Raw genomic sequence first — 22,727 nt, 5'->3', positions numbered from 1 at the left:
GTCAGGAAAGGCGCCGATCCTGACCCCACCCATATTCGGATCTTGTTGATTTATCAGAGACTTGGCGGGGCTTCGCATAGGGTCATGTTTCAACGCCGATCCACACTTTCGGTGCTGCGGGGTGATTCATGCATTGGTTCGCGTAGTAGCCCGAGGGCAGCGCGATGCCGATCTCGAACCCGTCGATGTCGTCGGTCCCGGACGGCCTGCAGGTCGATAACCTGACGCTGGATGGAACGGGGTTGCTGACCACCGCTCGGACCACGGCGGCCCAGGCCTTCTGTCGTGTGTGCGGGCGTGCCTCGGCGCGGGTGCACAGCAGGTATTGGCGGACGTTCAAGGACCTGCCTTGGCAGGATCGGGCGATGACGTGGCGGGTGCAGGTGCGCCGTTTCCAGTGCGTCCATTGTCCGGGCGGGTCTTTGCCGAGCCCGTGCCGGGACTGGGCGCGCGCAAGGGGCGACGCAGCGACTGGTTGACCGAGGCGTTAGACCGATATCAGCATGGTGCTGTGCGGTGAGTCCAGCGCAAGGTTGTCGCGGCGGATGGCCATGCCGGTCAGCGGCGACACCGTCCTACGTTTGTCCGTCGTCGCGGGACCGTACCGCCGCCGCCGCGCGTGGTCGGCATCGACGACTGGGCTTGCTGCTCTGACTGCGTCGAGAGAGCCGGTGGCGATCTGTCCCGGCCGGCAGACCATGACCGCGACCGAAATGCTGCGCCTAAACCTGCACGCCTCCGGTACGGGACGCGGTGTCTATCCCAGCATGGAGACACCGCCCATCCCAGGCGAGGAAGCTTGACGCTCTCAAGCCGACCGGTCGGCGCAGTCAGAGCAGCAGGCCTTCTGGATGTGTCGTGGCCGGCCTGCTTCCGTGGAGCCTGGCGGACCGAGAAACTCCCGCAGCCGAGCCGCAACGCTGTCCGGCTGTCTTGTCTCGCATTCCCAGATTGTGAGGACGGACCATCCGTCGGCAATCAGAGCCGCCTCACTGGCTGCGTCACGGCTTACATTGCGCTCAAATTTTGCCTGCCAGAAGTCAGCCTTCGTCTTGGGTTCAGAAGCGAGGCGGCATCCGGGATGGCGGTGCCAGAAGCATCCATGCACAAACACGATTCTGCGGCGGGCTGGAAAAACTAGATCTGGAGCTCCAGGAAGGTCGCGCCGGTGGAGCCGGAACCGGTATCCCGCGGCGTGGGCGATACGGCGCACATTTATTTCCGGGTTGGTGTTCTTCGAGCCGATGTTGGCCATGCACCGGCTGCGCTGCTCGGGCGTCATCATATCAGCCATTGTGTTCCTGCCCCTGATGTCCGGTGACCCCGCCAAAGCCTCTTGTTAACGCAGGTTCCAGTCCAGAGCCTTATCCCCCATTGGGGAGGCTTTGATCCGGGTCCGCGCGGCGGTGCGTACAGGCAACATCCCACAAGAAACGTTCTGGCCTAGGGGCCCGCCAGGTATACGCCGAACCGGGGATTCATTATCCTGTGCGGGCATCGCGTCGCGTAGAAAGGGTTCGCAGTGTTGCTGAGCTTGTTCTGCGGTGCCGGTGGGCTGGATCTGGGGTTTGAGCAGGCGGGTCATGCTGTCGGCCTCGCGGCAGACCGCAATCCTGACAGCATTGCATCTTATCGCCGGAACAGATCCGGCGAGGCGCGCGCTTGCGTCGAGGATGTTCGCAGCCTGACCCTGCGGCGGCTGGATGAGCTGTGGGGCGGAGTCTGCCGCCCGACGGGTCTGATCGGCGGCCCTCCCTGTCAGAGCTTCAGCCAGGCAAACCAGGTCCGCTCCGATGACGATCCGCGGCATGAACTGCCCCTCATTTATGCCGATCTCCTTACAGCGCTGAATGCCAGACACCCCCTTCCATTCTTCGTCATGGAGAATGTTCCGGGTCTGAATGAGGTCCGGCACAGGCATAGGCTTGACGAGATCATATTGCGGCTGGAGCACGCCGGATTTTCCGTTTCCAGCGCGATCCTGAATTCGGTCGACCACGAGACGCCACAAAAAAGACGGCGGCTCTTTCTGGTCGGGCTCAACCGCGAGCTTTTCCCCGCGTGCCGATGGAAACCTCCGCTGCCAAAAACGCTGGCAGGTGGTGCGCTGACAGTTGCGTCTGCGATCGGCCGGCTCCCTGAGCCGGTTCTATGGGAGCCGGGCATGGATCCAGATGCCATACCGCATCATCCCAACCATTGGGCTATGCGGCCGAAATCGCGCAGATTTTCCACACCCGGCATGCTGGTGCCGGGAAGCGCCAGCCACCGAAGCTTTAAGACGCTCCGCTGGGACCGTCCCAGCCTGACAGTAGCCTATGGAAACCGCGAGGTGCACGTGCACCCCGACTGTCGCAGACGTCTCAGTGTCTACGAGGCGCTGCTGCTTCAGGGATTCCCCCCAGACTACGTCCTCGTCGGATCGCTATCTTCTCAGATCCTTCAGGTCAGCGCCGCAGTGCCTCCACCCCTGGCGCGGGCCGTCGCGACCTCCATCGGCGCTTCGATGATGGGCGATCAGGCAGATAGTACGGAAACGGGCGTCTTTCGTAGCCCGCAGGGGGAGCTGCCGCTTTATATCCCAGAGGCCGCGTGAGAACACCAAGGGCGATCTACTGCGGTCCCGGTCATTCTACCGGGACCATGAGGCGGCCAGGCATCCCAGTTGGGGACTCAGCATGAGCGACACACTGGACGAAGCCGCGGCAAGCGCTGAAGATGGGCAGTCGTTCGCGGCTGAAATCCGGACGAAGCGTGGAACTGGGAAGGCCGCCTATTCCACACTGCGCGTCGATCAGCGGGTTCTGGCGCGAATTACTGACGGAATCTATCGGCGGCCGTCCTCGGCTTTCCGTGAACTTATCTCCAATGCCTACGATGCTGACGCGACATATGTCGAGATCCGCACGGACGCTCCGAGGTTCGACCGGGTCATTGTTTCCGACAATGGAGCGGGCATGTCGCCGGAGGCGCTTGCCAATCTGATCCATCATATCGGCGGCAGCTCGAAGCGCACGGCTGGTGGCCGCAGACTGAATACCGTGGATGCGTCCAATCCCGAGCTGAGCCCGAAGGGACGGCGCCTGATCGGTAAGATTGGCATCGGCATTTTCTCCATCGCACAGCTCAGCCAGCATTTTCAGATCATCACGAAGCGCGCAGGCGATGATTTTCGAACATCGGCCGACATCGTTCTGCGGACCTACTCGGAGGAAAATCTCAGCGCCGGTACCGGAGGCGAGGCAAAATTCACAACCGGCGAAGTGGCTGTCACAACCATCCCGACCTCGGAAACCGATGACCATGGAACGGACATCGTGATCATGGACCTCCGTCTTCAGGCCAGGGAGCAGTTGCGGAGCAGCGACAAATGGCGGGCTGCGGATCTAGCAGCGGAAGATGGAACACGCCTTCCGGTCCCCGCCTACCACATCGGTGAAATCGACAAGGACGCGAGTGTTGCGTGGCAGCAGGAGAACGGCACTGACGAAAAGGAAACTCCGGACGGTGAATGGAAACCGGAGCTCTACCGCCGCCCACCGTCCCTGCCCTGGCAGTCCGATGCCGCTCCAGCTGAAAAATTTCGCCAGCTTTTCGATGCCGTCAAAGGTCAGGCCACCAACAAGCGCAATCCCGCCGTTGAGGAAAGCCTGGACGAATATCTCGCTACGCTCTGGCGTCTCAGTCTCGCGGTACCGGTGAGTTACATCGGTAAGCATCCCTTTCAACTGACGTCAGACGATGGCATCGCGTTCTACAAGCTGTCAGAGAAGGCGCGCGGCGCGGCGGAGCCAATCTACCTCAATGACGGCGAAACAATCGGTGCCAGGCTTGGCCTGGAAGACACCGTCAAAGATCCGTGCGGCGCATTTCGGGTTGTCATTGACGACGTAGAGCTGCTGCGTCCTATCGCATTCGAAGGCCAGCTTCAGGCAAAATCATCAGTTCCCTCGCCCCTCATGTTTTTTGGCCAGGCCAAGTCGAACCTGGGCAAATATCCAGCTGCTCTTGGAGGCGGCGGACTGGAATTCAATGCTTATCTTTACTGGAATTCTCGCATAATTCCCAAGGAAAATAATGGAGTTCTCATCCGAATCAATAGATCGAGCGGCGTGCTGTTCGATGAAACATTCATGGACTACAAAGTTTCTGAATTAAATCGCCTGGCACAGATATCGTCAGAAGTTTTTATTTCGATTGGACTTGATCCCGCGCTGAACATAGACCGGGAGTCCTTCAATAATTCACACCCTCACTACCAATGGGTTCAGCGCTGGGTCCACGCGGCGGTCAAGCAGGCAACGAACCGCCTGAAAGGCATCACCAAGGATGCCGCCGACCTTCGCAAGCAGCAGACTGTCACCACCATCCAATCGGAAATCGCCAGGCATTCCGAACGTGTGTGGACGCGTCTCCGTGGTCAGGACGCCGAAGAGCCGCCGGACGTAATCCTTCTCGGGCCGGGCCAGGCGGTCGATCTGGCGCTTAAGGGACAGTCCGACAGCGTCGTGCTCGACCGGGTCGGCACCCTCAGTCTTGCACAGGCTACTGGCGCTTCGGCAGTTGCCGAAGACAAGATTCGGGGCCTGGTGACAATTCTGGAAGCGTACTCCCTTCTTGAGCAAATTCCGCGTGACGCCCAGCAGCAGCTGATTGACGACATCCTGACAATCTTTGCGGCCCCCCATGATCGATGACGATGGCGAAGACGAATTCAGCAAGTTCGTTATTCCGACCGGACCCAAAAGTCCAAGACCGCTCAAGCAGCGGTCATTTGCCCCGTGGCATGAGCCGCGGAAACAATGGGTGCGGCTATTTCAATGGCGTGACGAGGTCGAGCGCCTTCTGGAAACAGTGACGTTCTCGACCGGCGCGGAAATTCTCCGCTATCTTGGTCTGCCCGGTGAAGACATGTTCGACATCCGGCTCCTGCGAGAACTCTGTGAAAAGCGCCGGATCGATCTTCACTACACCGGGCTTGTGGCTGCGGGCGGCCGGGCCGACCGGGATCAGCTCAACCTCTCTGAGACGGCAATCAGGCGCCTGCCTAACATCCGGTCCAGTTCCCACATCGTGGTCGACCGCTTCGAAGCGATTGGCCATCCAACGCCAGCACAGAACAGCGTACGGGCGTCAGGCCCTTATCATATCGTCAACGCGGATCTGACCGGTCATTTCGCAGCAAAGGCTTTCGGAGGCGAAGGCAAAACTTACGTTGAGGCTCTTGGCGAGATCATCCAAATCCAAACGCGGTCTTCCCGCGACCCCTGGCTTCTCTTTCTGACGACGCGGCTTGACCCAAACCAAGTACACGTCAGCAATATGAGCGCTTTTATCCGCGCCGTGCAGAGCAACATTTCTTCCAGCGATACGTTTCGGGAGGGAATGGCAGAGCTTCTTATGGCCGAAGGGGATGGATTATCCCAATCCCTATCAAATCCGGAAAATCTATCACAGGAGACGTTTAAAGATCTATTCTGCGTGAGTTTTGGCAAATGGCTTTTAGCATATGTCCAAAGCGGAACACCGCGCCAGTCAGTCCACATGCTGGAGAGCTGCTACTATTCTGTAAAAAATAGATATGACATGCTGTCGCTCGGTTTTCTGATATCGCCATCTCACAGGAGTCCGGGTGATATCCACGGTCTGCTTCCAGTCCAGCAGGCACAACCGGAGCCAACTGAGATTGAGCTTGGCCTAGGGCTTCTAAAATCGACAAAAGAACTCTTTGATCTTGACGGAAAAATAGACAGTGATCCCGGTCTTGCGGAACAGATGACAGTCGAAACTCTGCTGCTGCTGGCTGAAGCCAACTATCCTGTGCAAGACGGTGGCGCAGAATATCGCGATTGGCTATCTCAGAGAAAATCGGGCTCTGGGGAGCTGCCGCCGCTTACGGTTTGACAGGGTCCGTCTCTTGATCCTTCAATCCCTGCTGCAACACCTGAATATACACCGTATCTAGCCAAGCAGATCTAGTGCCGTCTGTCTAGGAATGCGCAGCAGTCACATAAAATCTGCTGCGCTAAATTATTGGAGACGATAAAAAGATTGTGCTTATGAAGGGAAAGGCGCTCTCAGCTCGCCTACGCCCGGTTCTGCAACGTGGCGAGCTTCCGGGCGGCCCCGCGCTGCGCGCGGAGACGCTCCCCGTAGCGGGCCGGCATCGCCGGCGTCTTCCACGAGCCGGCCTGCATCACCTCGAGCAGTTCGAAGCCGGCCGCGAACATGTCCTGCGTCGCCCCGACCCGGGTGGAGTGCCCGGAGGGCCGCCGCGCCAGCTTCAGCCCAGCGGCCGAGGCGAGATCGCGGAACACCCGCGCCACCTCCCCTCCCCCAAGGGCGTCAGCACCGACCTGCCCGCCCTTGGTCAGCGGCCGGAACAGCGGCCCGCCCTCGAGGTGCGCGGCCGCGAGCCAGGCGTCGACATGCGCCATGGTGTCGGGGGCGAGGTACTTGATCGCCCCCTCCCCTTCCTGGTCGGCCTTCGAACGCCGCACCAGCACGGTGCCAGAGCCGTCGGCGCCCCTGTGCAGATCCCCTATATATAAAGAGACGAGTTCGGAGCGGCGCAGCAGGGTGTCGTAGGCGACCGCGACCAGCGCGGCGTTGCGCAGTGCGATCAGCGGGGTCTCGCGTTTGGCCTCCGTGACGCGCCGGTGAAGCCGTTCAGGCGCTTTTATCTCCAGCATGCGCTCGATACTGGTGCGATTGAGCGGCTCGGCCTGCTTCTGGCGCCGGCCCTTGGCCCGGTTCATCCGCTTCAACGCCAGCCGGACGATTTCTTCGCTACAAGGATTCGGCAAGCCGGCCGCACGATGCAGGGCCGCGATCGAGGAGCGGTAGCGCTCGATCGTGGCACGCGCCTTCGCCTCCGCTTGCGCGTCGATGAAGGCGGCGACCGTCTCCGGTGTCGCCGGCAGCATCGCCCTCCCCGCTTGCCCACACCACGCCGAAAAAATCCTGCTGTCGGCGGCGAAGGCGCGCATCGTGTTGTCGGCGAACGCCCCGCGTGCGGCACGGGCGTGTTCCTCGAGCCGCTCGATCAGCAGGTCGAAACCGGGCGGCAGCGCGTCGGCGAACGGGACCGGTGCAGCAAACACGCGGGGCGTCGGTTCGGAGGTGGATTCGGCGGCGTCAAGCTCCATGGCGGGAGCTTAGCCGTTCAAATCCTAACGATCCACAAATTTCCTGCGATAGCTCCTATTATCGGATGCAATATCACACTCGGGGATGAACGTCACTTCATGTGATAACCGGCATTTCTGGCCACCCCAGCTTTTTTGGTATAGATACCACTGTGCTACCCAAGCGGCAGGAATACCATGGATTCGCGCTCAACCAAAATCGTGGATGGAGGGAAACTCGTCATCCCTGCCAGCTTCCGTCGCGAGATGGGGCTTCAGGTCGGTGATACCGTCGTGATGGAGATGGTCGATGGGGAGCTTCGGGTCCGATCGCGCGATGCAGCCATTGCCGAGATCCAGAAGCTCGTTCGCGGTCTGGTCACCGACGGGGTCAGCATAGTCGATGAGCTGATCTCTGACCGGCGTGCGGAAGCGGCCAAGGAGTGACTTCGTGGCCGCCAATTACGCTCTGGACGCATCCGCCCTGCTCTGCCTGCTTAATCAGGAGGATGGACAGGACCGCGTGCGTGCAGCCCTCTCCGAATCGGTCATCTCCGCGGTCAACTACTCGGAGGTCGTGGCCAAGCTCGTGGAGCGTGGGGGGGCCGTCGCGACGGTGGGTCGCGCGCTCGAGCACCTGCACCTGACGGTGGTCGAGTTCGATCGCGTGCAGGCCGTCGAAGGCGGTGCGCTTCGTCAGGCCACGCGGCAGGCCGGTCTCTCATTCGGGGACCGCGCCTGCTTGGCGCTGGCGAAGTCGAAGCGCCTCACCGCTCTCACGGCTGACCAAGCCTGGGCTGATCTTGACGATGCAGTCGGCGTCAAGGTTGAACTCGTGCGCTGACGATGACCGGCACCGCTTCTATGGCAAAAGCTGACGATCGGATCAGAGACGAAACAGGAGTGCTGAAGGATGAGCGCTGATTGCGTCAACCCTGAAGTTGTTGAGACGGTGAGCCGTATGGCTTCTGTCTCCGCATGCGGCCGGAGCGACTTGGTCAGATCAGGTCATGCGATTTCGTCGATCACCGCACGTATAACGGAGGCTACCGGATGCTGAACGGCCTCAATGGTCACAAGAAGTGTGCCTTCTCGCTTGAGGCCCGGGGATATTCTTTGGCTTGTGAGGAGCGCTTTTAGCCCTCGCGAATCCTATGACGGTCAGTCGGCCCTCATCTCCTTGCCGGGAGGTGGGGGCCGATGGCTTTTCAGGGTCTGACTGCGGCGGCGGTTTCTCTAGGGATTGCGATGGCTTCCGTAAGGGAGTCGTGACAGGCCACATCGGTGACCAAGCTGGAAGCTGTCAACCTGAAACGCCTATCAGGTGTAATTCGATCGTATTCTAACGCTGATCTGTATTTGTTGGAACATTCGCGGATTGTAGCTTGGGTGCTTTAGGTAGCTGGATATCCAGCGTGAATAGGCACTCCTTGATCGCGGACGTGATCTTGCAGCCGAGAGGTGTGCCGTCGAGAGGGGCGGCAATCGGCTTTTCCTGGATGCTGATGGCGCCGATGTTCCGGGTGGCCTTGTAGACGTGATTCGCGGATCTTGCGGGTAGGGAGAGGCTGCTGACCGCTCCTCCCGCGATGGCAGCGGCGCGCAGGCGCCGTGCTGAGCCTCCCGACAGCTCCTCTGGGTAGACGACGTGGACGAGGGCGTTCGCAGCGTGCCCGGCATCACCCTCCGCGAGAACCTCGACGCACCGCGCGATCACGAGCGCGGTGGTGAGTGCCGATGACGGGCGGATGCAGACCAGTCCGGCCGTGGACAGGGCGGAGCGCAGATCGAAGCCCTCGGAAAGTGAGACGGTAGTCAGGCTGGCGATCTCCCGAGCATGAACAGCGAGCGCCTTTCGCCCGTTCTCCCGCGTCTCTTCCTTAAGTTCCCTGAGCGGTTTGATCGCTGCCCTGAGGGCGGCGCCATCCGAGGAGGAGAGGCGTGCAGCGCTGACCTCCTCGCGGTCGATCTCGTACTCCCCGTTGACCAAACGGCCGAGCGCGGCTTCGTCGGTGAACGCCTCGTAGAGCGACAGCGGGTTCTTCCCGTGGCGGGCGCCGAGCATCTCGATGACCGGCATCAATTTCCGATTCACGGCGCCAGCGTCGGGCCCGAGCCCCAGATCTGCGATGGCGGCGGACAGGGTCGAAGACCTGATCCGCAGCGGCGACCGCGGCGCGGCCGCGAGATCGATGGAATAGATCTCGTTGTCCCGGCCGTATGACTTCGCCACCTCAGCGAATCGCTCGGACAGCATCGGCTGCTTGGCGCTCTGTACGACGATGGCACCCATACGGTTGATACAGGAACCGAGGACGAGGCTGCAAATCGCCTGCTCCTGCCAAAGCGGATCATTGCCGTTGAAAGACAGGCCTTGCACGAGATCCTCGCGGCGAAGCCAGACCTGGCCGGTTGCTGCAAGGCCGACCGGCCAGGTGGCGTCGCCGCGCCGGCGGGTGGTCTCGTCGCGGTAGCCGCGCCGGCCGAGGTGGAGCGGGACACGCGCCGGCGCCCGCCAAGTGCGCCAGCCGTAGGTGAAGTGGCGCAGGTAGCGGTAGCACGCGTAAGCCAGGATGGCTTCGGGGACGAACGGTGCGGCGATCGCCGAGAAGGCGAAGGCGACCGCGATCCCGAAATGCGTCGCGACTTCCTTGGGAGTGGCGTCGTTCATCGCCTACTCCCATCCGCGCATCTTCGAGAGCATGGTCTGGGCGTTGCTCCGGCCATCCTTGACCATCCGGCCGCTCGACTGGGTCGGGACCTGGGTGGGCGAGCGCGGCATGACGATCGCGGCTGCTCCGACCGCTGCAGTGTTGCCGGTGCGGCGCTCGATCTGCCCCCCGATCCACGAGAGCACGGTTTCGGGCAGGGCGCTGATCTGCCCGGCGGACATCATCACGATCGAGAACAGGATGACCGCGTACACGAACAGCCCAGCGGTCCCGACCATCGCGTAGGCGATGGTGCCGTCGGGCGACAGCATCGCGAGGGCTCCGCGGAAGAAGATGTGGGTGATGTCGAGGCCCAACCGCATCAGCAGCAGAGAGACGAGCAGGCCGATCACGATCAGGGGCGGCCGGAGCAGGATGCCGAGGAAGAACATATAGCCCTGACCGCTGTTGCCGACGAAGCTATCGGAGCGGGCGGGCATGAACTTGGTGAGAAGCCAGATCGGCACCGCTATCATCGCCTCGGCGACGACGAGGAACCAATTGAAAGTGCCCATCAGGAAGTGGACGATGACCACGAACGGCACGAGGCCAACCAGCATGAAAGCAGCCGCAAACAGAATGGTGCCGAGGAAGTAAAAGAAACCGGAAGCCGTTTCGGCGAGTTGTTGCCCGAGCTGCACGGCCGGATGCTTAATAAAACCCAATCCCCAGCCAACGAAATCCGAGCTGACACCGGCCCCCGTCGCCACAATACCCCAGTTCGCAATACTTTGTCCGATCTCCTGCACTTCGAGGATTGGGTCCTTCCACGTCCCTGTTTCCGGACGACTGATGACGTTGAGCACGCCCGAGTAGATGGCTGAGAGCGCCCTGGCGAATTGGCTGGGCGCGTCTGCCTGCGCGGCCGGGTCGTCGCTGGCGATGCGCGCGACGCTGCCCGTGCCCTGGGCGGCAACGAAGCCGCTGAACGTCCCCACGTAAGTCACGTTGCGCTGCGCCTCCTGGGCAAGGGGCCAGAAGGCGCTGTGGCCGAGAGAGGGCATGTAAGTGTGGATTGCGGCCGGGGGAACGGCCGTGATCGAAGCGCTCGGCCCAGCCGAAGCGGCTAGGAGCTTGGCTTGGACGAGGCTCATCGAGCGCTGCCACATGGCGGCCGAGAGCCAGCCGTTGTCGGTGGCGTTCGTGAGGTAGTCGCGAAGCGCCCTGTCGAGCTGGGCGTTGTTGCTCTGGGTCAGACTCTGGCTGACGCTGTCATAGGCTGCGTCGACCGCTGCCTTGATGCGGGTCTGGATGTCCTCGTCGTCGCGGCTGCCGGACATGATGGTCGTGGCAATCCCGCTGGCTGCTCCGTCGAGGCTGTTGATCGCCGCCTGAAACGCGCGCTGGCTCTGCTGCTCGGCCAGGGCAATGAGGATCGATGTCGTAGTGGCGTCCTTCGTGTCGGCAATGTTTGCGTTGATTTTCTGATGCTCGTAGACCACCGAACCGCAGAGATTATTTGATCTGCGAAAATACCCATTACTGTCGGCAAAGTAATATGTTGTCGTTTTCGGGCTCCATGATCCGAAGCTGCCCCTATCGACAACGGTTCGTGAGACGATCGAAGCAGCATTATCGCGTCCTGAGACGTTGTTGGCGTATTGCTGCAACGACTGAGCGCAGACGTGGCCGTAGAGGCGCCCTTCCAGCACCTTGGCGAGCTTACCCCGCAAGGCGAAGTCGCCGAGCGCCTGGGTCGGTTGGGTAAGCGTTCCGTACATGCCGTTGAGCTGGGTACCGGCGACGCGGGTCCAGAGGGTGTCGCCGAACCCGGATCCCCAGACGGCGAGTTGCACCACCAGGATCTGCACCAGCGACAGACCGGACTTGATCGGCAGGCTGAGGATCGCGCCGGTGATGACCCGCAGGAGGGTGTACTTGGCGCTCGATCCGCGCCCGAACGCCTGGCCGTCGTTCGCCGTATCGGCGACCATCGAGTAGAGCAGATAGCAGGCGAGGATCGTGGCGATGATCAGGCAGGCGCCGTTGAAGTAGCCGAGCGCGACCGTGAGCGGCCGGTCGTCGGTGCATGTGGCGGCGGTCCACACGCCGTCGACGACGCAGCCGAGGAGCTTGCGCAGGTTGACCAGCGCGAGGTCGTTCTGGACCGGCGTGAAGATCTCCCGCCCCGTGGTCTGGGCCTGGGCGGCGGTCGCAGCGGCGACGAGGCCAAGGCTGCCGGCACCGGCGGCGATTCTGCGAAGCATGGGAAGCACCTAGAGGTTGCCGCCGGCCTGAGTGGCCAGGATGGTGCCGAACACGGCCGAGGTGCGCGCCTGCTGCTCGATGAGCTGCTGGCGCAGGGCCAGCGACATCGAGCGCATGCGGGTGAGCTCGATGAGCAAGCCATGCTCGGACTGGCCCGCGAGCCCGGCCGACCACGCCTCGTACTGGGACCCGCCGCCGTACTGGCCGATGAGTGCTTCGAGCTGCGCGAGCGGGGACGGGGCGGCGCTGCCGACCTCGTGGCCCTCGGCGATCGACATCGCCCGCACGGCGCTGAGCGAGACGAGAGCGGGGGAGCGTAGGGCCTCGACCCGGCGGGCACGCAGCATCATCAAGTCGGCTTCCGAGCCCGGCATCGCGGCCGTGGGCTTGGGCATCGGCAGGCCGGCCATCGCCTGGATCACTACCTTGCGGTCGTCGTCGCTGGCGGAGGGATCGAAGAGCACTCCGGCATCCGTCTTGGTCGGATCCTGGAGTCGGTCGCGGGTCGCCTGCTGGAGCGGAACGTTCTTGCCCGGCGCCACGTCGAGGCCGCGATAGGTCTCCCGGCCGCTCATGGTGACGTTGCCCATGGCGCGGTTGGTCGCGTTCATCAGGTCGATCGCGCCGCAGGCGTTCACGCCCTGTCCGGTGTCGATCGCGTATTGCTCGCGAGCGTCGACGAGGGCGCGGCGCTGGGCGACCTGGGACAGGGTCGATGCGACGGCCTGCTGGGTATTGCTGACGAGGTTCACCTCGCGCTCGCCGTTGGTCGAGGTCTGCGCCGTCTGGACCTTCATCGCCGAGAGCAGCATCTCCAGCGTCAAGCTGCGCTGCGTGGCGATGTTGGTGCCCATGGTGGTCACCCGGGCGGTCAGGGTGGCGTTGGCGGTGTTGTGGCCGGCGATCCAGAGCGGATCGAAGACGCCGCAGACCTGAGCCGCCGCGGGGGATGCGAGGGCGCAGACGTAGGCCGCGACGGACGCGGCGAGGAGAAGCTGCTTCATGGCGTCCGGAAGCTCGCTGGAGTGGAGAGCCCGCGACCGGGCCTGGGCACGCTGTTGGAGATGCGGGCGTTGACCATGGCGAGGAGCAGCGCCGCGGCGGTGGCCTCGGTGCGCATGCCCCGCTTGATCTGGTGGGCGAGGAGGGCGAGGTTGGCCGCCTCCATCCGCACGGCGTCCTGGATGATGCCGCGGTCGTGCTGGCCCGCGACCCCGGCCGCCCACGCTGCGCCGCCGTCGTTGCCCTGCCAGTGGCTCGAAAGGGCCCGCGCCTGCGCGATCGGGCCGTCGGCCCGGTAGTCGGCGGCGATGTCGGCGAGCACGCTGGCCGTCATCGAGCGGTAAGTGTCGCGGCCGGTCTTCTGGAGCCGGTCGAGGTCGTTGGTGGCGGTGCCGGCCGTGTTGCGCGGCTGGGGATCGGGCGGACCGACGACGGTGTTGATGAACTTCGAGGCGGCCGCGGTGTCGCCGCTGTAGAGCGCGGCCCCGTCGGGAGCGTCACCGGTCTTCACGTCGGCGACCCAGTCCTTCGGGTCGGCGTAGCGGCCGGGCTGAGCGCGAACGGGCGTGACGATCTGCCGGCGGACGGCGGCGGAGCCCGTCATCGCCGTGTAGAGGCCTTGCGCCTTGGTGTTCGAGCCGCACGGATCGTAGCCGACCGAGCCGTAGCGGTGGGCAGCGAGCGCCACGGCCTGGCGCTGCTCCTGGGTGACGACGGTGGTGACCAGCGCCTCGCTGGACGCGCGAAAGCCGTTCGAGACCTGGTCCGAACCGGCCGCGGACTGCGCGGTCAAGACCTTGATGGCGGACAGGAGCCGCGCCCGCTCGGCGATCTCCTGGGCGACCAGGGCGGCCTCGGTGGTGGTGATCGCGCCGGTGATCGCCGTGGTCAGAGCGGAGGTCTGCAGGTTCACACGGTGCTCGACCCCGAAGCAGGTCTGGGCCTGAGCCGGAGCGACGACGCCGATCGCCACGACAACGGCGCTCAAGCCCCCGATTGCGGGCAGGCGAACCCGGCTCACGGCGTGCCTCCCTGGCGGCTGTCGCCGCCCATGCCGCCGACGAGGACGCCGACGAGGCTGGCGCGGGCACCGCTCAGGATCGCCCCCTGGCGGCGGGCCTGAACGAGGGCGGCATCCTCCTCCGCGGTGGCGGGGTTGGGCTTCACCGTGGGCAGGGGGGCGACGACGTCGAGATAGTCGGCGGCGGTCATCACCTCCTCGGCGCCGTAGTCCCGGTTGAACAGCCATGGCGCTGCGTCGGAGTCGCCCGCGCCGTAGCCGCCGGGCTTGGCGCCCGTGCACCAGCCCGTGTCCTGCTCGGAGGGCGAGCAGTAGAAGGTGCGGCGCTGGTCGAGGGTGGCGCCCATTCGCTCGGCGGCGTTGCCCCCGCCCGTCAACCAGCGCTGGTCGGCCTGGCGGAAGGCCTGGCGGACCTTCGTCGCGGAGGCGTAGCTGTCACGCTCCTGCGAGATCCCGAGCGCGATGTTGCAGGCGGCATAGCCCGTGCCGGTATCGTAGCCGTACTGGTGTTGGGCCTGAGCGAGGCGCAGGGCGTTGTCCTGGCTCACCAGGGTCGAGGCGACGGCCTCCGCGGCGGCCTTATGGCCGTTGGTGGTCTGAAGCGCGGTGGTGCTCGACTGCGCCCCGGACACCTTCATGCCGGACATAAGCCGTTGCAGGGAGATCTCCCATTGCGGGAAGAACCCCTGAGCCTCGACCGGGAGGGCCAGGGCGGTCGCAAGGATGGTGCTCGCTGGAAGGAGGAGGCGCAGCCGCGTCACGGCCTGGCCTCCGGCTGGGCATCCAGGGCGTAGAAGGCGACGAGTTGGGCGAGCGCGGCATCCATCTGCGCGTCGTAGTCGAAGGTGTTGGCGGTCAGCTCGGTCGCGTTGATGCGGGCGAGCTCGATGTAGAGGCTGCGTGTGGGCTGGTTGGCCACCTTGATCGCATGGTCCTCGGAGCCGGTGGCCTTCTCGGCAGCGCTGGCGATCGCAGCCTGCTGGGATTGGCTGTCGGAGCGCGACACGGTCTCGCTGGCCGCGCCCTCGTTGGCCCCAGGCGAGCAGGTCTTCGGCAGGGTGGTATCGCGTGGCCCGCCCGCCATATCCGGGTACTTGTTCGAGATCGGGATCTGGCGCGGCAGGAACGGCTCGGGATTGACGTAGTACCAAGCTGAAGGGACGGCCTCCTTGATCGCGTCGGCGGTCAGGGGACTGACACTCTTCCTCGTTCCCTCGCGCCAGACGCGGCCGTTCGTGCCCGTCGTCGAAAGTGAGCTGCCTTTGAGGAGGGTGCCGAGGTGGAGATGGGGGGCACAGCGATCCATGCCTTTGCACCCCATTGTCCCGACCTGTTCACCCGCCGAGATCGTCGAACTCTCCCTGTTTTGGAAAGTCGCGACGTTCATATGGAGGTAGAAAAACCGCGTATCCCCGGACGTTACGTCTGCGATAACCCCGCCCTTGCCGAAGTTTCTGTATGTGATTGATCCAGACGAGCCCGAATAGATCGGCGTCCCGGCTCCCTGGCTGTTCACGATATCCATGCCCTGGTGGTATCCGGCCGAGGCGCCCGGCCGGCCAGATCTATCCACGCCATAGGGGGATGAGACCCGCTGCCCACCGGGGCTCATGATGTCGACGGAAAGGCAGGTTCCGGCTTTCGTCGGTTCACAGAAGAGGACCAAGGCTATGAACGCCAGACCGTTCGAGCGGATGCGGCTCATTGAGCGCTCCCCTCGGCGGCCGAGCAGAAACCAAATTCGGTGTTATTGAATAGTATCTTTGTATTACTTACAATTTTAAGGGAGAATGAGTCACCATCTGCTTCGTCAGGGCCTTCCTGCAACTCTGGCGGAACACTGGCGTCCCAATCACATTTCGTTTTTAAAGAAATTATATTGGATTTTTTTCGAGCCGTCTTGATCGTGCAACGACCCTCGCCTTCATCGAAACGGTGGAGAATTCGTTTCTCCTCAATTTTGAGGAACGGCTTCTTGCAGTCGGGTCCTTTCGGACCGTCATGTCCCCACACACCAACCGGCAGGGTGAGCTTCTGGGCCTGCACAGAGCCGATCGCAGCCAGGAACAGCGTCGCTGAAAGGAGAGCCGCACGGATCATTGGAACATGCCTCCGAAGTTGCTGCCCGAGGGAGCAGGAGCTGAGATCGGCGGGGCTGCGGCTGGGGCTGCCTCCGGCTGAATGACGACGGGGGATGCGCTCTGCGTGGGCTGACTCAGGTTGAGCGCAGAGCCGAATGCCGAGTTCTGGATGTGGTTGTACGAGCCGATCCCGTTGATGTTCGGGATGGCGATCGGCGAGATCGAGCCGTTGAGCTGCCGGAACAGGTCGCCGGAGAGCGAGTTCTGATAGCCGCCCATCTGCCGGTTGATGCTGCGGATGGTGTCCCTGAGCTGGTCGTCGAGGATCTGGCAGACCTGTCGCTTGGCAGCGTCGATCACCGACGAGATCAAGCTCGTCGCCCCGGAGGTGAGGAACCCGGACAGGTCCGGGATCAGGTTCGAGAGGTCGAACCGCCTGAGGAGGTCGCCGGCGATGCAGCTATTCGGGCCGTTGAAGAAGCTCGACGGATTGACCTTGGCGGCGTCGATCAGGGCGATCTGGCGCTGCACGGCGGCGTCGGCCGCTTGGCGCACCAGGCAGTTGTTTCCGGTCGATTGAGCCTGGGCCGGAGCTGCGCCGGCGAGCGCGAGCCCGCCGACAACGACGGCGAGGCGCAGCGAGGTCCGCATCCGGATCCGGGGCGGGGTCGGGTCTAGAACGCGGGCCATTTGCCACCCTCGATGAACTTCGCCCAGATGTATTTCAGGAACCGCATCGGCCCCATCTTGCGATGATTGCAGTAGGCCAGGAACGCTGCGTACAGCGCCATGGCGATGAATGTGTAGCGACTGAGACCTGTTACGATCAGCAGTGGGAAGAACGCCGCGATGCTTCCGTGGATGCCGAAGAATCGCAGCGGTACGGCGGACCAGCGCCAGGGGAGATGACGATCGCTCATGCGGGCTCCCCGGGCTTCGTGATCGGCGTGCCGGGCATCGGCTGCCCGGCGGGTGGCGCCCTGCGGCCGCTGGCCCAAGTCCGCGCGTGGCCGATGTCGAGGTGGCAGAACGATGGGTAGATCCCGACGCCGCCGCGGCCGCAGAGCGCACCGGCCACCGCGACCGCGTCCGGGGCGTAGCCGGCCGCCTTCAGGTCGACGGCGCGACCGGCGAGGTGCAGCGAACTTCTGGCCGCGCCCTCGAGGCCGGCATTGTGCTGGGGCGTCCGGTAGCCCGAGGTCACGATCAGCGGCACGGCAGCGCCGTGGACCGCGCTCATTGCGTCCTGGACGGCGGCAAGCAGGTCGAACAGGCGCGGATCGATCCATACGGCCGAGCTAGCGTCCCCGACGTCGCGCAGGAGCCAGGAGAGCAGCAGGAGGTCGCGCGCATTGTAGCCATCCGGGGCCCGGACGATCGCGCTCACTTCCTCGCCGGTGCCCTCGCGCCGCAGCCACAGCCGCACGGGCGGCGGGAGCGCGACGGCGCCCGCGAGCGCTCCGGCGTAGGTCCGGTCGATCCCGCAGGCGGGCAGGGCGGCGGTGGCCGCGAGGCCGGTGAGGAGGCTACGCCGCGAGACGGGCATCACGATATCCGTAGCGATCGAGGACACGGCGGGCGGTCTTCACGTCGATCGCGCCCTGCTCCAGGGCAGCCGTGACGGTGACCCGCATCGAGCGGCCATCCTCGCCGCGCCCGATGATGGTGCGCAGGGTGTCAACGGCGTCGGCCATGCCGGCGCGCGCCACCTCGCGGCGGACCCGGTCGGTGAGGACCTGGCATTCGCGCAGGCAGACCCGGCCGCCGCCGACCCGCGGCACGAGGAGCTGCGAGACGAGGAGGTGGGTGCTGGCCAGTACGTCGTGGAAGGCCTGGACCTGCAGGTCGGCCGGGAACTTCAGGGTCAACCGGCGCAGGATGTGGGCGACGTCGTTGGCGTGGGTGGTGGTGTAGATCGGGTGGCCGGTCTGGGCCGCTTCGACGGTCGCCAGGATCGTGTCCATGTCGCGCAGCTCGCCCACCATGATGAGGGAGGGCTTGCGCCGGAGGCTATTGCGCACCCCGGCCGCAAAGCTCGGCAGATGCAGGCCGATCTCGTGCTGCATGATGGTGGAGCTCGCCGAAGGCACCCCCTCGAACACGAACTCGATCGGCGCCTCGTAGGTGAGGATGTTGCCGTGGATCGGCGTCTCTTCCTCGAGGACGCGGCGCATCAGGGCAGCCAGCGTCGTGGTCTTGCCCGAGCCGGTCTCGCCCGCGACGATGACGGCGCCCTGCGCGGGCGTCGACTCGGCGACGACGTCGCCGTCGACCCCGAGCCCGACCACGGTCGGCGGATCGGCCGGGATGTGGCGGCAGACGATCTGCACGCCGACGTCGCCCTCGTAGTAGCCCGCCGTCACGTTGATGCGGAACCGGTGCCGGACCGGCTCGGCGTCGCGGGCGGCCCCGGCCCGGTCCTCGATGGTGATGGCGCGGTCGAAATCCTGGCCCGAGTAGAGCTTCGACATGATCGAGTCGGTCGCGGTGAGCTCGGTGGCGATCCGCGCCAGCGTGCTCGGCTGGAGCCAGACCCGGGTCAGGGCGCAGAGGTGGCCGTGGACCGAGGCCAGCACCGGCCGGCCGGACTGGAAGATCACGTCCGAGGCGTCGATCGCGACGGCATGGACGAGGAGGCGGGACACATCATCGCGACCGTGCACGATGATGTCTTCCTCGGGGTAGCGGGTGGCGCCGGTCCAGAGCATGGCTCACTCCGCCGCCAGGGCCGCCGCTGCGGTCGCGATGCGCTGGAATTTCGGGGCGACGACGATCTTGAGGAGGCGCTGATCGACCGCGGCCGAGCGGCCGTCCTTGCCGACCTTGAGGGCGGTGGCGCGGGTCTTGACGATCGGCAGGCTGACCGCGCCCTGGGCGGCGAGGTCCTGGTAGCGGCGCATGCCGGAGAAATCCCGGTCGAGGCGCGCCAGGCCGTCGTCGAAGGCCGCGCGGGCCTGCGCCACCCCGACTTCCAGGCCGCCCTTGTAGCCGACGTCCCAATTGGCCTGTTCCACATCGCCCTTGGGCGGGGTCCAGGTGGCCTTCGTTTCCGGGGCGGGTGTGACGGTGAGGTAGTCGCGCCAGTTCGGCGGCTGCACCGCGACCCGCGCGTCGCGCAGGATCTCGAAACTTCCGAGCGTGGTGACCAGCAGGGTGCGGGTCGGAGTCTGGCGCACGTCGCGCAGCTCCGACACCACCGGAGCGACGATGTCGGGTCCGACCATCACCGCCGGGAACGGGTAGCGGGCGTCGAGGCGGGCGGCGATCTCGGGGGTGTCGAGGTAGGCGGCAATGCGACTCGACTCGTCGCGGTAGCCGTCCTGGATCCCGGCGCTCCGGGCGGTGCGCTGGACCACCTTGGTCGGGCGGCTGGCGTCGCCGAAGACCCCGGCCGCGTAGCGGCTGAAGTCGGAATTCGCCGGGTGCGGCGGCGCGGGCGGCGGCTGGTTATCGCCGACGTTGGTCGCGAACGGCTCTGGGCCGTCCTGGCCCGGAAGCCGCTGGCCCCTGGCGATCTGATTGAGGGCGTTGGCCTGGGCGAGGCCGCCGGGGCCGTAATAGCCCGGCGGCGGATACCCGCCGGGCCCGGCGAAGCCGCCATAGCCGGGTGCTCCGTAGCCGGGCGCCCCATAGCCGCCGTACCCGCCATAGCCGGGAGCGCCGTAGCCGGCCGCGTAACCGCCACCGTAGCCCGGCGCGGCGTAACCGCCATAGGCCCCGCCGTAGCCCGCGCCGTAGCCGGGCGCGACCGGAGCGCAGGCGGCCGGGTTCTGGGCGCAGTAGGTGTTGGCGACCTGGGCCGCGGCCGGAAGGCCGGCGAGGCACAGGACGGTGGAGAGGAGCCATCCCTTCAGGCGCATGGCATCAGACCCCGTGCTCGCGCAGCTTGGCATCGACGTGGCCCGAAGTGCTGCTGCCGGTGCTTACGCAGGCCGAAAGAAGAACGGACATGCCGATCAGCACGAATCCAAGTCTAATGACGGATATGAGGCGGCTGCGGTTCATGCTGATACCCCAGAATATTTTATTTATATTGGACTTGCCGTTTCTACCCATGCTGTTCCACAAGACGGGATACCGAAACATCCTCGACGAGTGGGGGTCATGGGGATCAGGTCGTTTTTGAAAGACCGACTCGCACGCCGGGTCGGGCCGGAGCACCGAAGCTTCGTCAGCATGACCGGCACGGTGCTCGGCGGCACCCACGCCACCTGCCCGGCCTGCCGGCGCGGCCAGCTCGTCGCGGTTCCCGACGCCCTCGACCTGCGCAAGTGCGACAACGGGAAGTGCGGCTCGGAATACTCCCTGGCCGAGCTCGGCCGCACCTTCGCCCTGGAGGGCGCCGACGTGCGCGAGCTGGCAGCCTACGAGCGTCGGCAGGCCTTCACGCTGTTCGTGGCGGCCGAGGTCATCGGCGTGCTGGCCGCCGCCTGGGCGGTCTACACCCGGTCCTGGTTCACGCTGTGGGGGGGCGCTGCTCCTGTGCATCGTGGTCTGCGCCACCGCGATGGTGTCGCGCTACCGGGCCTGGCAGCTCGAGCAGGGCCGGATGTTCGAGGCGCGGGCGCCGCTCGGCGCCTTCCTGTCCGAAGAACTCCGCGGACTGGTCCGGCGCGAGCGTCAGTAGGGGAGGGGTCCGGCGCATCCTCAGCCCCCGATCATCGTGCAGACGTTCGAGAACGACACGTCCATCTTGATCGTGTTGCTCACGAGCTGCGCCACGTCGTTGACGAAGAACGCCAGCGTGCCGCCGACGAGATACAGGAACGCCGAGCCCGAGCCGGCCTGCTGGCCGTTCGTGGCGCCGTAGAGCTTCAGGCCGGCGACGAGCCAGGCCAGTGCGCCGAGCGCCATGAAGAAGTAGGTGATGGCGAGCTTGATCTGCTCGCAGTTCGAACCGCGCGGCGAGGCGCCGTAATTGAACATGCTGAAGGTGACGTCGCCGCCCAGAACGAAGTTGTTGGCGAACCTCCACAGCAGGACCGGGGCGACGACCATCGCGCTTGCCAGGGCAAGCTTGCCAACGGCCGCGTCCACCGTCACCGGCCGGTTGGAGAATTTATATTCACCGGCCGCGACGTTGTAGAGTGCGTAGAGCCCGGTCGTGCCATACCAGATACCAAGAACGGCAATGCACAAGAAGATCAGGTTGACGACGAGGGGGAACACCTCGCTCAACGAGACCAGCAGACTGCCGAGATCTGGAATAGCCATCACCGCCCCCGTTTGAAACCGTTCTGCTGGTATTCAAGCCGCTCCAGCCTTTCTTCCAGAGCGTTGATGCGCTCCCTCAACTCCTCGAGCTTCAGATTTGTTGGATCGACGTCGAGATCCGGGCGCCGATAAAGCCGTCGCTCCTCAGCTCTGCCATCGTGGTACTCGAAATTAGACCTACTCTTCTTCTGTTGCTCCGAGACCCCTGGGTCAGCCGCAGCTTGTTGCACTGCGAGAATGGATGCAACTGTAAGTAACAACGCCCAGGTTGCATTTTTTAAGCCGATATTAACCCGTCCGTCCGGGCCGGTTTCTATGCTCCCGTATTGGCCGCGCGGACCGCATTTCATGGCGCTTACTCTGACCTAATTGGTGAATAGCGTCGGCTACATGAAGCACAAACGCGACAATAAAAAACCATTCATAGAATTACCACATTATTTTGTGTGGCTTATAGGCCATGATGACTCCACTTTTTAGGACACTAGATGCACTAGGCTCGGTCTTCATTGACATAGCGAGCGTGCGTTCGCAATAAGAGCCGCAATGAGGATTTTAGCGACTTTCGCGAGGCGTATACAGCATGGAGACCGCCGCCAAACACTTGGCTTGGGCCGGATCACTGGTTGCCTGTGTCTATCTTGCCACAAGTCATAACTGGATTCCGGTCCAGCTACAGATCGTTGCGAATGCACCTAATCAGCCTGCCGCAGGGCTTGCATCGACTATCCCTGCGGCAGCGCCGGCAAACTTGACGAATGGTGTGTCAGCGCCTGCGGCTCAAGGCGCGGCTCCCAGCCAGACTCTCGCCTCTCCGCAGGTTGTGCAGCCTGCCATGCCGCCTGCCGCGAACGTGGCCTACGCCACGATCGAGGACGCAAAGGTCGCCCGACAGGTGATGGAGTTGCTGGGCAAGCTCGACGCCGTCGCGGACATCCCGGACGGAACGCCGGTGGGCCAGGTGGCGACGATCTTCTTCGATCCACGCTGCCCGTACTGCCACGCCGCTTTCACCGCCCTGCACGGTCGCGTGGCGGCGCGCTGGGTGCCGATCGTCGTGCTGGGCGAGCCCGAGGCCGGCAATCGTATGGCGGCTGCGATCCTCTCCAGCCCGGATCGCCTCGCGGCGCTCAAGGGCGCCTTCGACGCCAAGACCACACCGGCCGCGGCGGCCAGCCCCGAGCACACCGCGAAGCTCGCCGAGAACAAGGAGGCCTTCGCGGCCATCTTTGCCGCGGCCCCGCATCTGCGGCCCGGGGTTCCGACCATGTTCGTGCCGCGTCCTGACGGTCGGCTCGCGATCATGGTGGGGTACGAGGCAGGCGACGACGCCAAGCTGCTCGCCGTCCTGACCGGAAGCTGA

Annotated in this window: 24 protein-coding genes and 1 pseudogene; 7 read left to right on the top strand and 18 right to left on the bottom strand. The window is 64.4% G+C overall.

What is annotated here, in order from left to right; all coding sequences use genetic code 11:
• Positions 1 to 82: 82 nt before the first annotated feature.
• The gene (locus MKK50_RS08920) at positions 83 to 340 is read right to left on the bottom strand and encodes a hypothetical protein (protein ID WP_499021779.1); all 258 of its coding nucleotides are present in this window, start codon (positions 338 to 340) and stop codon (positions 83 to 85) included.
• On the opposite strand from MKK50_RS08920, the pseudogene MKK50_RS08915 reads away from it, so the two are divergent.
• A pseudogene (locus MKK50_RS08915) lies at positions 243 to 643 on the top strand (transposase family protein); the annotation flags it as partial. The gene MKK50_RS08920 and the pseudogene MKK50_RS08915 overlap by 98 nt on opposite strands.
• A 165-nt stretch (positions 644 to 808) precedes the next feature.
• Here MKK50_RS08915 and MKK50_RS08910 read toward each other — a convergent pair.
• Positions 809 to 1,282, bottom strand: a complete 474-nt coding sequence (locus MKK50_RS08910) for a very short patch repair endonuclease (protein ID WP_499021777.1) — start codon at positions 1,280 to 1,282, stop codon at positions 809 to 811.
• Between the two features lie 243 nt (positions 1,283 to 1,525).
• On the opposite strand from MKK50_RS08910, the gene MKK50_RS08905 reads away from it, so the two are divergent.
• The 3 genes from MKK50_RS08905 (at position 1,526) to MKK50_RS08895 (ending at position 5,904) form a co-directional block, all read left to right on the top strand.
• The gene (locus MKK50_RS08905; RefSeq protein ID WP_499021772.1) at positions 1,526 to 2,596 is read left to right on the top strand and encodes a DNA cytosine methyltransferase; all 1,071 of its coding nucleotides are present in this window, start codon (positions 1,526 to 1,528) and stop codon (positions 2,594 to 2,596) included.
• A gap of 82 nt (positions 2,597 to 2,678) precedes the next feature.
• Positions 2,679 to 4,697 carry an ATP-binding protein gene (locus MKK50_RS08900; RefSeq protein WP_499021770.1) on the top strand — a complete coding sequence of 673 codons (2,019 nt, stop codon included), beginning with the start codon at positions 2,679 to 2,681 and terminating at the stop codon, positions 4,695 to 4,697.
• Positions 4,687 to 5,904, top strand: a complete 1,218-nt coding sequence (locus MKK50_RS08895) for a PP_RS20740 family protein (RefSeq protein WP_499021768.1) — start codon at positions 4,687 to 4,689, stop codon at positions 5,902 to 5,904. The genes MKK50_RS08900 and MKK50_RS08895 overlap by 11 nt, the downstream gene beginning before the upstream one ends.
• Positions 5,905 to 6,086: 182 nt before the next feature.
• Here MKK50_RS08895 and MKK50_RS08890 read toward each other — a convergent pair whose 3' ends face one another.
• Entirely contained in the window at positions 6,087 to 7,148 is a 1,062-nt protein-coding gene (locus tag MKK50_RS08890) for a tyrosine-type recombinase/integrase (protein WP_499021767.1), read from the bottom strand.
• A 177-nt stretch (positions 7,149 to 7,325) separates the two neighbouring features.
• Between MKK50_RS08890 and MKK50_RS08885 the strand changes: the two genes are divergently transcribed.
• Together MKK50_RS08885 and MKK50_RS08880 are read left to right on the top strand one after the other, a co-directional pair.
• Positions 7,326 to 7,574, top strand: coding sequence for an AbrB/MazE/SpoVT family DNA-binding domain-containing protein (locus tag MKK50_RS08885; RefSeq protein ID WP_253374165.1), 249 nt, complete (start codon positions 7,326 to 7,328; stop codon positions 7,572 to 7,574).
• Positions 7,575 to 7,578: 4 nt separating this feature from the next.
• The gene (locus MKK50_RS08880; protein ID WP_253374164.1) at positions 7,579 to 7,971 is read left to right on the top strand and encodes a type II toxin-antitoxin system VapC family toxin; all 393 of its coding nucleotides are present in this window, start codon (positions 7,579 to 7,581) and stop codon (positions 7,969 to 7,971) included.
• 498 nt (positions 7,972 to 8,469) lie between these two features.
• On the opposite strand, the gene MKK50_RS08875 is transcribed toward MKK50_RS08880, so the two are convergent.
• From MKK50_RS08875 to MKK50_RS08805, 15 genes are all read right to left on the bottom strand, one after another.
• Entirely contained in the window at positions 8,470 to 9,798 is a 1,329-nt protein-coding gene (locus MKK50_RS08875) for a hypothetical protein (RefSeq protein WP_253374163.1), read from the bottom strand.
• Positions 9,799 to 9,801: 3 nt separating this feature from the next.
• Positions 9,802 to 12,045: a DotA/TraY family protein gene (locus MKK50_RS08870; RefSeq protein ID WP_253374162.1), complete on the bottom strand. Its 2,244-nt coding sequence runs from the start codon at positions 12,043 to 12,045 to the stop codon at positions 9,802 to 9,804.
• A gap of 9 nt (positions 12,046 to 12,054) precedes the next feature.
• A complete protein-coding gene (locus MKK50_RS08865) occupies positions 12,055 to 13,050 on the bottom strand; it encodes a hypothetical protein (RefSeq protein ID WP_253374161.1) in 996 nt (331 codons plus the stop codon).
• Complete coding sequence (locus MKK50_RS08860; protein WP_253374160.1) at positions 13,047 to 14,069, bottom strand: hypothetical protein; 1,023 nt, start codon at positions 14,067 to 14,069, stop codon at positions 13,047 to 13,049. The genes MKK50_RS08865 and MKK50_RS08860 overlap by 4 nt, the downstream gene beginning before the upstream one ends.
• Positions 14,066 to 14,830 (bottom strand): hypothetical protein, encoded by a 765-nt coding sequence (locus MKK50_RS08855; RefSeq protein ID WP_253374159.1) that lies wholly within the window; start codon positions 14,828 to 14,830, stop codon positions 14,066 to 14,068. The genes MKK50_RS08860 and MKK50_RS08855 overlap by 4 nt, the downstream gene beginning before the upstream one ends.
• On the bottom strand, positions 14,827 to 15,774 hold the full coding sequence (locus tag MKK50_RS08850; RefSeq protein ID WP_499021764.1) for a M23 family metallopeptidase: 948 nt from the start codon (positions 15,772 to 15,774) through the stop codon (positions 14,827 to 14,829). Before MKK50_RS08850 ends, MKK50_RS08855 begins: the two co-directional genes overlap by 4 nt.
• Positions 15,771 to 16,169: a hypothetical protein gene (locus tag MKK50_RS08845; RefSeq protein WP_253374157.1), complete on the bottom strand. Its 399-nt coding sequence runs from the start codon at positions 16,167 to 16,169 to the stop codon at positions 15,771 to 15,773. The genes MKK50_RS08850 and MKK50_RS08845 overlap by 4 nt, the downstream gene beginning before the upstream one ends.
• Entirely contained in the window at positions 16,166 to 16,840 is a 675-nt protein-coding gene (locus MKK50_RS08840; RefSeq protein WP_253374156.1) for a hypothetical protein, read from the bottom strand. The genes MKK50_RS08845 and MKK50_RS08840 overlap by 4 nt, the downstream gene beginning before the upstream one ends.
• Positions 16,825 to 17,070, bottom strand: coding sequence for a hypothetical protein (locus tag MKK50_RS08835; protein ID WP_499021762.1), 246 nt, complete (start codon positions 17,068 to 17,070; stop codon positions 16,825 to 16,827). Before MKK50_RS08835 ends, MKK50_RS08840 begins: the two co-directional genes overlap by 16 nt.
• Complete coding sequence (locus MKK50_RS08830) at positions 17,067 to 17,696, bottom strand: YcbK family protein (protein WP_253374154.1); 630 nt, start codon at positions 17,694 to 17,696, stop codon at positions 17,067 to 17,069. The genes MKK50_RS08835 and MKK50_RS08830 overlap by 4 nt, the downstream gene beginning before the upstream one ends.
• The gene (locus MKK50_RS08825) at positions 17,677 to 18,858 is read right to left on the bottom strand and encodes a type IV pilus twitching motility protein PilT (protein WP_253374153.1); all 1,182 of its coding nucleotides are present in this window, start codon (positions 18,856 to 18,858) and stop codon (positions 17,677 to 17,679) included. The genes MKK50_RS08830 and MKK50_RS08825 overlap by 20 nt, the downstream gene beginning before the upstream one ends.
• Positions 18,859 to 18,861: 3 nt before the next feature.
• The gene (locus tag MKK50_RS08820) at positions 18,862 to 20,010 is read right to left on the bottom strand and encodes a type IV secretory system conjugative DNA transfer family protein (protein ID WP_499021759.1); all 1,149 of its coding nucleotides are present in this window, start codon (positions 20,008 to 20,010) and stop codon (positions 18,862 to 18,864) included.
• A 4-nt stretch (positions 20,011 to 20,014) separates the two neighbouring features.
• Positions 20,015 to 20,653 (bottom strand): hypothetical protein, encoded by a 639-nt coding sequence (locus tag MKK50_RS08815; RefSeq protein WP_499021758.1) that lies wholly within the window; start codon positions 20,651 to 20,653, stop codon positions 20,015 to 20,017.
• A gap of 144 nt (positions 20,654 to 20,797) precedes the next feature.
• On the bottom strand, positions 20,798 to 21,364 hold the full coding sequence (locus MKK50_RS08810) for a hypothetical protein (protein ID WP_499021757.1): 567 nt from the start codon (positions 21,362 to 21,364) through the stop codon (positions 20,798 to 20,800).
• Entirely contained in the window at positions 21,364 to 21,714 is a 351-nt protein-coding gene (locus MKK50_RS08805; protein ID WP_253374148.1) for a hypothetical protein, read from the bottom strand. The genes MKK50_RS08810 and MKK50_RS08805 overlap by 1 nt, the downstream gene beginning before the upstream one ends.
• Before the next feature lie 485 nt (positions 21,715 to 22,199).
• Between MKK50_RS08805 and MKK50_RS08800 the strand changes: the two genes are divergently transcribed.
• On the top strand, positions 22,200 to 22,727 hold the full coding sequence (locus tag MKK50_RS08800; RefSeq protein WP_253374147.1) for a thioredoxin domain-containing protein: 528 nt from the start codon (positions 22,200 to 22,202) through the stop codon (positions 22,725 to 22,727).

The sequence above is a fragment of the Methylobacterium sp. J-043 genome, from assembly GCF_022829505.1.
Lineage (GTDB): Bacteria > Pseudomonadota > Alphaproteobacteria > Rhizobiales > Beijerinckiaceae > Methylobacterium > Methylobacterium extorquens_A.
Note: the sequence above shows the minus strand (reverse complement) of the source record. Positions and strands in the feature narration are given on the sequence as shown.

Bases quoted from the DNA above. Each gene is read 5' to 3' on its own strand.
- MKK50_RS08830 (WP_253374154.1), bottom strand. From the start codon at position 17,696: ATGCCCGTCTCGCGGCGTAGCCTCCTCACCGGCCTCGCGGCCACCGCC.
- MKK50_RS08840 (WP_253374156.1), bottom strand. From the start codon at position 16,840: ATGGCCCGCGTTCTAGACCCGACCCCGCCCCGGATCCGGATGCGGACC.
- MKK50_RS08870 (WP_253374162.1), bottom strand. From the start codon at position 12,045: ATGCTTCGCAGAATCGCCGCCGGTGCCGGCAGCCTTGGCCTCGTCGCC.
- MKK50_RS08910 (WP_499021777.1), bottom strand. From the start codon at position 1,282: ATGACGCCCGAGCAGCGCAGCCGGTGCATGGCCAACATCGGCTCGAAG.
- MKK50_RS08845 (WP_253374157.1), bottom strand. From the start codon at position 16,169: ATGATCCGTGCGGCTCTCCTTTCAGCGACGCTGTTCCTGGCTGCGATC.
- MKK50_RS08820 (WP_499021759.1), bottom strand. From the start codon at position 20,010: ATGCGCCTGAAGGGATGGCTCCTCTCCACCGTCCTGTGCCTCGCCGGC.
- MKK50_RS08850 (WP_499021764.1), bottom strand. From the start codon at position 15,774: ATGAGCCGCATCCGCTCGAACGGTCTGGCGTTCATAGCCTTGGTCCTC.
- MKK50_RS08865 (WP_253374161.1), bottom strand. From the start codon at position 13,050: ATGAAGCAGCTTCTCCTCGCCGCGTCCGTCGCGGCCTACGTCTGCGCC.
- MKK50_RS08835 (WP_499021762.1), bottom strand. From the start codon at position 17,070: ATGAGCGATCGTCATCTCCCCTGGCGCTGGTCCGCCGTACCGCTGCGA.
- MKK50_RS08875 (WP_253374163.1), bottom strand. From the start codon at position 9,798: ATGAACGACGCCACTCCCAAGGAAGTCGCGACGCATTTCGGGATCGCG.
- MKK50_RS08810 (WP_499021757.1), bottom strand. From the start codon at position 21,364: ATGGCTATTCCAGATCTCGGCAGTCTGCTGGTCTCGTTGAGCGAGGTG.
- MKK50_RS08900 (WP_499021770.1), top strand. From the start codon at position 2,679: ATGAGCGACACACTGGACGAAGCCGCGGCAAGCGCTGAAGATGGGCAG.
- MKK50_RS08800 (WP_253374147.1), top strand. From the start codon at position 22,200: ATGCCGCCTGCCGCGAACGTGGCCTACGCCACGATCGAGGACGCAAAG.
- MKK50_RS08895 (WP_499021768.1), top strand. From the start codon at position 4,687: ATGATCGATGACGATGGCGAAGACGAATTCAGCAAGTTCGTTATTCCG.
- MKK50_RS08890 (WP_499021767.1), bottom strand. From the start codon at position 7,148: ATGGAGCTTGACGCCGCCGAATCCACCTCCGAACCGACGCCCCGCGTG.
- MKK50_RS08885 (WP_253374165.1), top strand. From the start codon at position 7,326: ATGGATTCGCGCTCAACCAAAATCGTGGATGGAGGGAAACTCGTCATC.
- MKK50_RS08805 (WP_253374148.1), bottom strand. From the start codon at position 21,714: ATGAAATGCGGTCCGCGCGGCCAATACGGGAGCATAGAAACCGGCCCG.
- MKK50_RS08825 (WP_253374153.1), bottom strand. From the start codon at position 18,858: ATGCTCTGGACCGGCGCCACCCGCTACCCCGAGGAAGACATCATCGTG.